Consider the following 9,940-nt stretch of genomic DNA (forward strand, 5'->3'; position numbering starts at 1 on the left):
TCTGAATGTCACTAGTAATCTTTGGTGTATATATCATAATAAATTCCTCCGTAGAGAATTTATTATAATGTGATTTTGTACATTTTTAAATGATCATTTCTGTACATTCTTATATTAGCATTTATACACCATGTCGTATCCTACAGAGATTAGATCAGTAACCATCTTTTCAACTGTTTCTAGCTCTTTAGATACGTCTTTTACCAGACATTCTACAAATAGTGCATCCGATACGTTTCCGTTCGTTCTAAGTTGCTGTGCGTACTTCTCATAGGCTTCTTTTGTCTCTTTCTCCCAGTTGTGATACTCTATAAAGCCATCCTCTACGGCTTTCTGCTTTGTGGATTTTCCGATACTTAGTCTACTGGCTGTATACCAAGAGTCGGGAATCACTTTTATAGTACCGCTAAAAGAATCTTTTAAAAGCTTGCCGTGATGATCTACAAAATACCTGCATATTTCACGTCTCTCCAAGCTTTCTGTAAGAAACTGGTATTCATGTAATCTTTTGTAGCCTTTCAAACCTAAGAAGTTAAAATAGTCTGCCATTTGACCGTGTATCATCATAGCCGCTACATATCTTTTGTTGATCTCGTCAAAGATATCTTCTGTTTTTGTTACTTCAAGATTGTTTGTAAATTCAATCATGATCGCACCTCCTTAAGAGATACGCTTTATAATAATATTCGCATCTTTTACTATTGCCGCTGTTGTTCCTACATTTCCGATGCTTACGATTAAGCTACCGCAAGATGGTACAGTTACAACCGTTGTTGCTCCCACGTTCTGAAATGTGTTCGCTGTAGCTACTGTATAGTCCATTTCTGTTCCACCAATAGCTTCTCCGTTAAGCTCTACAGCAAGTGCCGTTGCTCCTGTTGCATTAGCGGATACATTTCCGTTAAATTCTACCTCTACAGTCATAGGGCAGTTCGATCTATTCGTTAACGTAAACAGACCAGACCCCTCTACATGATTCAACCACCCATAATTGCAGGTACAACGCCTACTACTATATCTTGTGTTTGCAAATAGTACGTTTGCCCCACTGTTTACGTCCTGCTGTGCTACATTTACCGCATTTAACATAGTTTTCCCTCCTAAACAAAAATAGGATGCCGAACCCGACACCCTATCGTCAATATATTGCTAGTCTACTTAGTAGATATGGATTCTTCCAACAAGCTTGATTTATTTACACATTTACACTTCCGCAGTTGCAACCACCGTATGCATACCCATTATAGGATACATAAGGACTTGCTGTAATGTATGCAGGTGTTGGGAATGGTCTAACAGCATCCACAATGTTCTTAGTCTGTGATACCTGCGAAATCTGGAAGTTAGATAACTGTAAGTCTCTATCTCTGTCCGCAAGTTTATCTCTAAGATTCTGGATTGTGTTGTCCTGCATCAACTGGCGTGTAGCCTGTCCGTCTGCGAGGATTGTTTCCTTAATATCACAGCAACACTGTGCCATCTGTGCCTGCATATTCTGGGCCATTAAAGCCGCATCATAGCGATTCTGTAACACTTCTTTCTGTGTTTCACAGCAACAAGCCTGCTGTTGTGCCTGCATCTGCTGTAATCCTAACTGTGTTGTGTATCTGCTTTCTAATACGTCTCTCTGTGTCTGACAAGCTGTATTAGATACGTTCTGGTTTGTATTGAAAATATCTCTCTTAACAAACTCATCGGATAAGAAAGCATTTTCGCCTGCGGTCGTTGCGGTATCGTTATTTCTTCCCCATCCGTTACCACAGAAAAGGAAAGCAATTAAGATAATCCAAATCCAGTAACCACCGTTGCCGAAGCCGTTGTCATATCCGTCATTTCTTGTCACTGCCGCTACGTCTGCCGCAGTGAGTCCCATTGCTTCATTCATTGTTGTTGTCCTCCATAATTTATTTACCAAGCTGTGCACCGCTTAATATCTATTTATTTACTTTATCCACAATATCCTGTGGATTCATGCCCTGCTGTTGGCACAAGTTATTAAATACTTCCTGTGGGTTTTTCCCCTTGCACATTTCCATTGCCTGCTTGATCGCAGGATTAGTCTGTGCCATGCTTTCAACCATAGACTGCGGATTGTTAGACCCTCTTACCATGCCCATTACCTGCTGTACCATTTGCATAGGATTGTTGTTTCCCATCATACCGCCTATCATGTTCATTAAAGGATTACTCATTGCTTAACTCTCCTTTCTCTGGTTGTTCTCCTAGCTTTGCTAGAAGTTCTTCAAACTCTGTTCGTGTAACATATCTATTATCATAGTTTACATTTTGTTTTTGGGCTGTCTGCGTGGCTTCTGGCGGTATTTCTTCAAATCTAAACACCTTAAAAGTTGCACTGCCCATTCCGTCTACACTCTTTACATAAAAGAAAGGTGCATTGTTATCCATCATCCATGCTGTAGCTCCTGGCTGTACAATCTGGTTCTTTGCTCCCTCTATACCTGCAACTTGTATCCAATTAACATTCTGTGTTGGAACTTGTGGCTCTGGCATTGGTTTATTGTACTGCTGTTGCATTTGCTGTAACTGATTTAGCCTATCCTGCAACTGCATTGTATCCTGCTGATACATTGGTGCATAAGGATTATAGTTATATCCGTTCACTCTTCCACCTCCCTTTTATGTGTAAATTATCGCATTAAAAAAGAGACTCTAACAGGTCGTTAAAGTCTCACAAAAGTATCATATTAAATTAAAAAATTAGCACCATGATAGGGGCCATGGTGCTTGAACAATAAGGATAAGATTGAGGAACACCAATTGATGAAAAAAAGGTGTCGTGTTGAAAAATGAAATTTAAACCAAGAAATTGAGAAAATTCAAAAATGTATTTCTCACGCTCACGATATTGTGAGCGAATGGAAGCAACAGGACTCGAACCTGTGACAGGTCGGTTATGAGCCGACTACTCTGACCAACTGAGTTATACTTCCACGGACTCAGTTAAGAATCCAACCGTACTATTATACATTACAAGTAAATAATCAATAAAGAAAAGGATTAAAGTATTATGAAAAAAGTATCTCCGAAACAAACCACGCTAATTTAAAACTCTAAAAAGAAATATTATAATGATTTATTCAACAACTTATTACTTGTTACATTTATATTGTATCATGGATTTTTGCCTTTTCAATACCCTCTTTTTTTTACGCCTTTTCGTAAGTTTTTTCAAAGATTTCTTTCTTACATGGGTAGATTTCCCCATCCACACCAGTGATAAGCATATCATCTTTTCCAAGTAACATATCTCCCTCTAATGTTGGAATGATATAGCGATCATCATCATATCTTTTGATAATATATCCATTGTATTCAAGTTCTATTGGTTTACCATGTTCATTTTTTATAAGTTCTTCATATGTAACTGCTTCAATCACAACTGGTTTCTTTACATATTTAGCCATTATGTTTCTCCTTAACATACTCTAATAATCTTGTTATTAACTCTCCTGCTGATTCTCTTTGCTGTAGACAGACTTACGTTCATAAGCTCTGCACATTTCTCTAGTGGTATATTCTTTGCCCGATACTCGAACAATGTTCTTTCAACATCTGTGAAGTTGCAATACGTACGGAACATATTTAGTTCGGGTACGGTAAAATCATATACTTTCAAAAGCAAACACCTCACTGTTTGTCGTGTGTTGTCAACGCATTTATCAGATCGTCTCTGGTTTTTTTTAGACCCTCGATGTTGTTTCCTGTGATCTTGTTCTCAATCAAATTAAACATGCTTTTCATGACTAGGTTCATATCATCACGTTGATTATTAATAGCACTGTAGTCACTATTTAGCTTTTGTTTAATTTCTTTAATATCTGTCTCTATATGATCTATTCGATGTTTCATATCGTCCGTAGGCTTCTTGTAATGCTTATAGGCAGTATATAAGACTCCTATCGCACTACCAATTGTTATAATCCACCCACAGGCTACCATAATTTTGTTTATAGTATCCATTATTTACCTCGTGCATTGTTGTATCGTGTCGCTGCACCTCGTGCTGAAGATGCTTGACTCCTGTTCCAGTCTGCCGTGTTTAGTCGTTCGCTCTGCTTCTTAAGATTGTTCTCTTCGCAGTAATCATTGTAGGCTTTGTTCTGCTTCTGCAATAGTGCCGCCTTTTTCTGATACTCTATGTCAAGATCGTGCTTTAAGGCTTCGTCCTTTGCATTATCCACAGCCGTTTTCATGCCAATTAACTGTCGTTTCGTCTTTCTGATACGTCTTTCAAGCTCTCTCTGTCGTTTCCGTTTTTCATATTCTTTGCGATTCTCTTCGCTGTCGTAGTCCTCAAACGGATTGTTTATTCCATCCCCCGGACCGTGGGAGTGACGGCAGTTTGCCCCATGGATTCCCTGCACGTTTCCCATACCGCAGACCGAAAAAGGCGGAAATCTTTGGTCATTACCGCTTTTGCTGTAAAACTTGCCTTGCCACCAGTAATGATTGGTTAAGTTGTCTCCACCGTCTCCAATTCTTGCTCCTAAATGTGCAGACGTGAGAATTATATCCCAGTTCATCTCGTCCATACGTGCATCCGTGATCTCTCCTGCCATCTGACTTACACCAGTGCGAACCGCTCTTGTAGTTGCTGTTTCTATGCTGTCTCTGTGTCCGCTAGGGTAGGTTACGTCTGCACCGCTGTTTATTATGTCGTTTACAGCTTCTTTAACCGCTTGTGTGTACCCTGTCGTACCGCTTGCAGTCTGTGTATATGCTTTATCCACTGCCTTAATGTAATTATCATGACAGGCGTTCGGCATCGTTCCAGTAAAGTTATACATTTCTCCCTTGGTCTTTTCATAATTCCTCTGGATCAATCGTTGCATATAAGGACTCTCATTAAGGGGTGTTGGTTCAAGACCTGCCTTTTTATATACTGCATCATCCCACTCTAATGCTTTTATACCTGCTTCTCTCATGGTCCGTGCAATTGTATCAATTCCTATCTTTGTTGTTTGTGCAATCTCTTTCTGTACCGCTTGCAAGATATACCCTGCATCCTGCAATACATCCATCTGCCACTTGTCAATAGGAGTAAAAAGGTAATCTTCCCCACGTCCTAGCCTTATCATCATTCGCTCTATAATGACAGATACTATCTTGTTATGTAGTTGTTCTGCTTGCTTCTCTGCCTTTTCTGGCACATACCAGAGATAGGTAGGTGTTAACATAATCCCACCTGCCTATTCTTCTGGGTCTTTTACCATTAGTGCCGCATCTAGCATCTTCCCAACTATAGCCGCATCCGCAGGCTTGCCCTCTTGCGTTAATGTTTTGTCTGTTTCTGTACTGCCTGTAACTCCCTTTTTGCAGATGTTGTACAACAGCTTTTCTTGTTTTGTATATGGTTCGGGCAGTTTTACATCTTCGCCATTAAGGTATTCAAGGTATTTTTCAATCCTGTACTTTCCCATACTTTCACTCCTCTCCGCTTGCACCGAATAAGTCTGGCTCTTTCGGTTGTGCTTCTTCTTCAAGTGCTTTTGCTTCTTCTTCACTGAATCCCTCAAATTTAACTAGATAGTACCAGAATGGAATCTTGTTGGAAGTAACATAGCTGTACCATCTCGCTCTATCTTCATCTTCGTTGTATGTAATGTCTCCAAAGTCATACACGGTTTCATACGGTCCTCTTGGTGCTAATTGGTACAGATCAGCAAATATATTAAGTGCAGCTATTAAATCATCCATGCAGGCTTGTAATTTGTCTCTTACGTCCTTAACAAATTGTATCGTTCTCTGTTGCTCTGCTTCAACTCCTGTTGCTGTCTGGATGCCTGTTGTTTCGTTAAACACAAAGTATCCGTTAGAGAATCCGCATTTATAGCCGATCTGGCTTAACAAGGCATTGATTCCTGTCAATCGTGTATCCGTGTTGAGACTTGGGTTTACCTCTTGATAGAATCCTTTAATGTCTGAGCTGTTTACGTTCTTGACGTACTCTGGCAATCTTAACCGCCTCTTACTTCTTTCGAATCCATCTTGCGTATTGTTTACCCTTGTACCAGTCTCTAACAACTTGTCGGAGTCTAGCAACAACATTCTCCGGCTGTCGAATATCTCTGTTGCGTTCCTACTGTATGCAGTATCTAAGTCTTTCAACTCTTCGATTGCTTCATAAAAGATTGGAAGTCCTAAACTACAATGCAAGTCTACATTGTTCGCCTGCGGTGTCCTCAGAACTGCATATAGGCGTTGTCCGTTTAGGTTTGCAAGTCCCACATCCTCTAGTTCTCCACGCCACGGTGTCTCGTCTATGTCAATCGGCTTTCCTGTATCATTTGCATCCTTGGATGCATAACAACGATTAGTTATCTGGTACACGTCCTCGATGTATCTATGATACTCTAGCTTTGTATAATACGTCCTACCGTCACTAGAGATTTCACGATGCACAAACACAATGCCTTGAATCTCTCCGTTGCTTTCGTCTGTCACAATAAAGTTCTCTGGCGTGATCAAGTCCACACTTGCACCGTTAGGTTTTAATACAACTGTACCGTATGCGCAACCATATTCTACATGGTGTCGTACCTGCTCTAGTTCCTTGCCTATCTGCTCCTGCAACCAGTTGGCTCTTGCACTACCTGTTATCTCTATGCCTATTGCAAGTGTAGCAAGGCGTGCTGTCTCCGAGCATACCGCTTTTGCAAAGTTGATAGTCTTTATATGTTCGTCCTTGTCTAACCAGTACGGACTACCCTTATAGATGTATGCACACTTTTCTATAACTCTCTGCATCTCTAGACTGGTCACAGTGTCTATCTTAAATTCATCTCTTGCCTTTTGTCTAAAAAGGTTACTCAATATCTCTTTCATTCTGCTAAATATACCCATTTATTCCACCGCTACAAGCTCAACATTTTTTACACCTGTTTTTATGTCTGCCTGCATTAGATCACTATTTACGTTTATCTCTACAATTCCATGGTGCCATGCTATTTCTTCAATATCATGTACACTTAATAATGCACTCCCGATTTTTATACAATTTACATCTTTTAGATTTATCATCATTGTTTTTATCTCCTTTATGCACTCTCGCCACGTCTCATGCTCATTGGACTTGTCGCATACCTTAATGCGTCAATAAAATGGTCGTTGCCGTCTGGATATTCTGCTTTAATATCTCCGTTTTCGTCCACCTCATGCTCGTAGCTTATTACCTCTTCATACAGCCGTGGGGTTCTCGCAGGGTCTATGACTAAGGTCCTGCACTGTAGCCACTCATAACTATACTTACGACTACCCGGATATACGTTCGTTTTGTTTGCTACAAGTCCTGCATCTCTAAAGTCCAAGATGCTTTCTATCTCGTCAGCACCGCAGGATATAGCATAATCGTTGTATCCCTTGTTAATAATCAGCTGTGACATTGCCGTGTTGCGTATCTTCTGACCGCCCAACTCATCTATGCACAAGATTTTTTGTGATGCAGGCATATATGCACATCTGACAAAAGCTTTCGGGTCTGGATAGTATCCCCAGTCCTGCCCCTGGTATATTCTTTCCTGTCTTGCGATCTCTTCGTCTGTGATCGTGCGGATTTCTAATAATTCAAAGATGTTTGTACCCAATCCGACTGGAACACCAAGATATTCGTGTTTGTAAGCTCTTTCATTTGTCTCTTTAAGATACTCTGCATCTACCAAGAACTGATTACCCAACCATTCCGCTGGCACAGTTGTATAGTCACTTTTGTGCCTAAAGCTATCTTTTCTTGCTTCTGCTACATACTTATTTGCCCAGTTGTTTACAGAGATTGGCGGGTTGAATGTCTTAAACACTACGAACTTAGAACCACCACGCAATACAGATTGTTGTACCGTTCTGATCTCTTCGATACCTGCAAATTCATCCAATTCCTCGAACCAGAGGTATTTTATATATCCCTTTGCAACCTTAATAGACTTAGTTTTCTTTGCCTTGTCCAGTCCTCTATAGATTATCTTCTGTCCAGTCGGCTTGTATATATGCTGTAGCGGACTTTTAGAAGATTCCCACAGGTCACTTACTCCTAAGGCATCTATTGCCCATTCTATCTGTTCGTACACGCTGTCTCTTAGAGTATTACCAACCTTTCGAAACACTGCCGCATTGCTGTATTCTCCGTTCGTTGCATCCTGCATGATACCCAATATGATCTCTACAGACACAAAAGAAGATTTTGTTGATCCACGACCGCCATACAGATCGTAGTAAGTATGCTTGCCGTCTTGTATGTCCCAGTGCACTTGATAGAAAGACGGAGCGATCACATCCGTTAAATTAACCATGTGTCACTCCTTACTCTCTAGGGATATTATTCACAATCGTGATTCCCTCTGTTTTCTGTTCTTCCTGCTTCTTGTCTGCATCCCAGTGCTTGAAGTTATTTCTAAGATTAAACTGTGCCCCAGAGCTTCCCTCTTTGTCGTACAATCTGCCCTCTGCGTACTCTTCAACTCTGCTCTTCGCCCGTGTGATTGTGTCAAGAAACTCTTTCTTTTCGTTTTGATAATACAATAAATCCGCTCTGGAAGTGAAACCTAGATGTAAAGCTAAGCCTGTGATCGTTGGAGGCTTTCTGCCTATCATAATAGGATATCCACTTTTATTCCTTACTATCTTTCCATCTTCTTTAAGTATCTCTCCCTCACAGCTTTTAAAGTATTCATCTATCTTTTTCTGCATAGTTTTAACACTTTTATACTTAGGGGGTCTTCCACCTGCACCCATTACCTCACTTCCTTTCGTAATCTACAACTCTTATATATATTTAAACAGACCGTTAGGCAAGCGTCGCACTTCTTGCATCTCTTTTAACCCATAGGGTGCGTGGTTGCAACGAAATTTACCACCTCTAACGATCTGTTATTTATCTCTTATATTCTTTTGTGTCTGGATACCTGCTTCTATACTTGTCGCAGGTGCATAGATATGCGTTGTATATTCTGTCATATTTACCTACATCACACATATAGTAGCCTTTTGTATCATTTCCTAACAAGTACATACATTCAGCACAGCAGATACTTCTATCTTCCATCCTGCACCTCTTTCTTATAGTTACTACATACACACATATGACTACACTTTATGTTTACCAGTACTACTTCTGTTTTGTTCTCTGGGATTGCTCTTCTCTTTGTTTCTGTTACGATCTCGCAGTGTACGCAATCGTTACAACAATTCTTCAGTTTGTTTACAATCAAAAAAAGACACCTCCCGACTATGGTTTTATCTAATATAATTATACCATAGTGGGAAGTGCATTTGTTTACACTCTTTTTATTCTTATTTCTCTTGATCTGGTCCCCAAGTGGTCCCGAATTTTTTCATGGCTGCTTTCTCCTACGCTACGTAATCAATAAAGTATGTTACACCCTCATATTCCACAACTCCCCAGTCAAAAGCCGGTTTGTTGCTTTCGATCATCTTTTTGTACTCTTCCTTATCTTCTTCCTCAACATTCCACTCTTCCATGTACTGGTCAAAGAATTTTTCAAATTCTTCTTTCTCGTACACGACTGATCCGTTGCATAAATAGTCAACAGCTTCTTTCTTTGTGTGTCTGTCTTCCATAATGATTTCAAGTTTCTTTTTGCTTATCTCCTTTAACTGTCTTTATCTTATCACATCTTTATACCTTTGTAAAGTGATATTTACAATTCTTTTAATTTTTTTTCGTCCTCTTCATCTCTTACATATTCTAATAGTTGCCCCGGTTGCATTTCTAAGATATTACATACAGCATTTAAAGCCTTTAGTGTTATTGCTGTATCCTCGTTCTTTATCTTATTTAACGTGTTCTGACTAAGTAAATTAGTAGTTTTAGCCTTATATGTAGTAAATCCTTTTCTTTGCAGTGCATCATATACATCAATTTTGTATTTTAGCATTTTTCATTACCTCCTATTTACTACATTATATA

At 39.7% G+C, this 9,940-nt stretch carries 17 protein-coding genes and 1 tRNA gene; all 18 read right to left on the bottom strand.

Going from position 1 to position 9,940, the window contains the following annotated elements; all coding sequences use genetic code 11:
- Positions 1 to 114: 114 nt before the first annotated feature.
- Positions 115 to 648 (bottom strand): hypothetical protein, encoded by a 534-nt coding sequence (locus KE503_RS13450; RefSeq protein WP_212385525.1) that lies wholly within the window; start codon positions 646 to 648, stop codon positions 115 to 117.
- A gap of 12 nt (positions 649 to 660) precedes the next feature.
- Positions 661 to 1,089: a hypothetical protein gene (locus tag KE503_RS13455; RefSeq protein ID WP_212385527.1), complete on the bottom strand. Its 429-nt coding sequence runs from the start codon at positions 1,087 to 1,089 to the stop codon at positions 661 to 663.
- A 106-nt stretch (positions 1,090 to 1,195) separates the two neighbouring features.
- On the bottom strand, positions 1,196 to 1,885 hold the full coding sequence (locus KE503_RS13460) for a hypothetical protein (RefSeq protein ID WP_212385528.1): 690 nt from the start codon (positions 1,883 to 1,885) through the stop codon (positions 1,196 to 1,198).
- 49 nt (positions 1,886 to 1,934) lie between these two features.
- Entirely contained in the window at positions 1,935 to 2,192 is a 258-nt protein-coding gene (locus KE503_RS13465) for a hypothetical protein (protein ID WP_212385529.1), read from the bottom strand.
- Positions 2,185 to 2,622 (bottom strand): hypothetical protein, encoded by a 438-nt coding sequence (locus KE503_RS13470; protein ID WP_212385530.1) that lies wholly within the window; start codon positions 2,620 to 2,622, stop codon positions 2,185 to 2,187. Before KE503_RS13470 ends, KE503_RS13465 begins: the two co-directional genes overlap by 8 nt.
- A gap of 255 nt (positions 2,623 to 2,877) precedes the next feature.
- Positions 2,878 to 2,951: transfer RNA gene (locus KE503_RS13475), tRNA-Ile, on the bottom strand.
- A 216-nt stretch (positions 2,952 to 3,167) separates the two neighbouring features.
- The gene (locus KE503_RS13480; RefSeq protein WP_212385531.1) at positions 3,168 to 3,425 is read right to left on the bottom strand and encodes a hypothetical protein; all 258 of its coding nucleotides are present in this window, start codon (positions 3,423 to 3,425) and stop codon (positions 3,168 to 3,170) included.
- Between the two features lie 223 nt (positions 3,426 to 3,648).
- Positions 3,649 to 3,870, bottom strand: coding sequence for a hypothetical protein (locus KE503_RS13485; RefSeq protein WP_212385532.1), 222 nt, complete (start codon positions 3,868 to 3,870; stop codon positions 3,649 to 3,651).
- A 110-nt stretch (positions 3,871 to 3,980) separates the two neighbouring features.
- Positions 3,981 to 5,198, bottom strand: a complete 1,218-nt coding sequence (locus KE503_RS13490; RefSeq protein WP_212385533.1) for a phage minor capsid protein — start codon at positions 5,196 to 5,198, stop codon at positions 3,981 to 3,983.
- Between the two features lie 12 nt (positions 5,199 to 5,210).
- Positions 5,211 to 5,441 carry a hypothetical protein gene (locus KE503_RS13495; protein WP_212385534.1) on the bottom strand — a complete coding sequence of 77 codons (231 nt, stop codon included), beginning with the start codon at positions 5,439 to 5,441 and terminating at the stop codon, positions 5,211 to 5,213.
- A 4-nt stretch (positions 5,442 to 5,445) separates the two neighbouring features.
- Positions 5,446 to 6,495, bottom strand: coding sequence for a hypothetical protein (locus KE503_RS13500; protein WP_249183076.1), 1,050 nt, complete (start codon positions 6,493 to 6,495; stop codon positions 5,446 to 5,448).
- A gap of 369 nt (positions 6,496 to 6,864) precedes the next feature.
- Positions 6,865 to 7,044 carry a hypothetical protein gene (locus KE503_RS13505; RefSeq protein WP_212385538.1) on the bottom strand — a complete coding sequence of 60 codons (180 nt, stop codon included), beginning with the start codon at positions 7,042 to 7,044 and terminating at the stop codon, positions 6,865 to 6,867.
- 14 nt (positions 7,045 to 7,058) lie between these two features.
- Entirely contained in the window at positions 7,059 to 8,303 is a 1,245-nt protein-coding gene (locus KE503_RS13510; protein WP_212385540.1) for a PBSX family phage terminase large subunit, read from the bottom strand.
- Between the two features lie 10 nt (positions 8,304 to 8,313).
- Positions 8,314 to 8,745, bottom strand: a complete 432-nt coding sequence (locus KE503_RS13515; RefSeq protein WP_212385542.1) for a terminase small subunit — start codon at positions 8,743 to 8,745, stop codon at positions 8,314 to 8,316.
- A gap of 139 nt (positions 8,746 to 8,884) precedes the next feature.
- Positions 8,885 to 9,055 carry a hypothetical protein gene (locus KE503_RS13520; protein WP_212385544.1) on the bottom strand — a complete coding sequence of 57 codons (171 nt, stop codon included), beginning with the start codon at positions 9,053 to 9,055 and terminating at the stop codon, positions 8,885 to 8,887.
- Entirely contained in the window at positions 9,045 to 9,221 is a 177-nt protein-coding gene (locus KE503_RS13525) for a hypothetical protein (protein WP_212385546.1), read from the bottom strand. Before KE503_RS13525 ends, KE503_RS13520 begins: the two co-directional genes overlap by 11 nt.
- 139 nt (positions 9,222 to 9,360) lie before the next feature.
- The gene (locus KE503_RS13530) at positions 9,361 to 9,591 is read right to left on the bottom strand and encodes a hypothetical protein (protein WP_212385548.1); all 231 of its coding nucleotides are present in this window, start codon (positions 9,589 to 9,591) and stop codon (positions 9,361 to 9,363) included.
- A gap of 80 nt (positions 9,592 to 9,671) precedes the next feature.
- Positions 9,672 to 9,908, bottom strand: coding sequence for a helix-turn-helix domain-containing protein (locus KE503_RS13535; protein WP_212385550.1), 237 nt, complete (start codon positions 9,906 to 9,908; stop codon positions 9,672 to 9,674).
- Positions 9,909 to 9,940 lie beyond the last annotated feature (32 nt).

The organism is Anaerostipes sp. Marseille-Q3525 (assembly GCF_018223505.1).
Taxonomy (GTDB): domain Bacteria; phylum Bacillota; class Clostridia; order Lachnospirales; family Lachnospiraceae; genus Anaerostipes; species Anaerostipes amylophilus.

Excerpts from the sequence above, each read along its gene's own strand:
- KE503_RS13450 (WP_212385525.1), bottom strand. The coding sequence starts at position 648 with ATGATTGAATTTACAAACAATCTTGAAGTAACAAAAACAGAAGATATC.
- KE503_RS13455 (WP_212385527.1), bottom strand. The coding sequence starts at position 1,089 with ATGTTAAATGCGGTAAATGTAGCACAGCAGGACGTAAACAGTGGGGCA.
- KE503_RS13460 (WP_212385528.1), bottom strand. The coding sequence starts at position 1,885 with ATGAATGAAGCAATGGGACTCACTGCGGCAGACGTAGCGGCAGTGACA.
- KE503_RS13465 (WP_212385529.1), bottom strand. The coding sequence starts at position 2,192 with ATGAGTAATCCTTTAATGAACATGATAGGCGGTATGATGGGAAACAAC.
- KE503_RS13480 (WP_212385531.1), bottom strand. The coding sequence starts at position 3,425 with ATGGCTAAATATGTAAAGAAACCAGTTGTGATTGAAGCAGTTACATAT.
- KE503_RS13485 (WP_212385532.1), bottom strand. The coding sequence starts at position 3,870 with ATGAAACATCGAATAGATCATATAGAGACAGATATTAAAGAAATTAAA.
- KE503_RS13490 (WP_212385533.1), bottom strand. The coding sequence starts at position 5,198 with ATGTTAACACCTACCTATCTCTGGTATGTGCCAGAAAAGGCAGAGAAG.
- KE503_RS13495 (WP_212385534.1), bottom strand. The coding sequence starts at position 5,441 with ATGGGAAAGTACAGGATTGAAAAATACCTTGAATACCTTAATGGCGAA.
- KE503_RS13505 (WP_212385538.1), bottom strand. The coding sequence starts at position 7,044 with ATGATGATAAATCTAAAAGATGTAAATTGTATAAAAATCGGGAGTGCA.
- KE503_RS13510 (WP_212385540.1), bottom strand. The coding sequence starts at position 8,303 with ATGGTTAATTTAACGGATGTGATCGCTCCGTCTTTCTATCAAGTGCAC.
- KE503_RS13515 (WP_212385542.1), bottom strand. The coding sequence starts at position 8,745 with ATGGGTGCAGGTGGAAGACCCCCTAAGTATAAAAGTGTTAAAACTATG.
- KE503_RS13520 (WP_212385544.1), bottom strand. The coding sequence starts at position 9,055 with ATGGAAGATAGAAGTATCTGCTGTGCTGAATGTATGTACTTGTTAGGA.
- KE503_RS13530 (WP_212385548.1), bottom strand. The coding sequence starts at position 9,591 with ATGGAAGACAGACACACAAAGAAAGAAGCTGTTGACTATTTATGCAAC.
- KE503_RS13535 (WP_212385550.1), bottom strand. The coding sequence starts at position 9,908 with ATGCTAAAATACAAAATTGATGTATATGATGCACTGCAAAGAAAAGGA.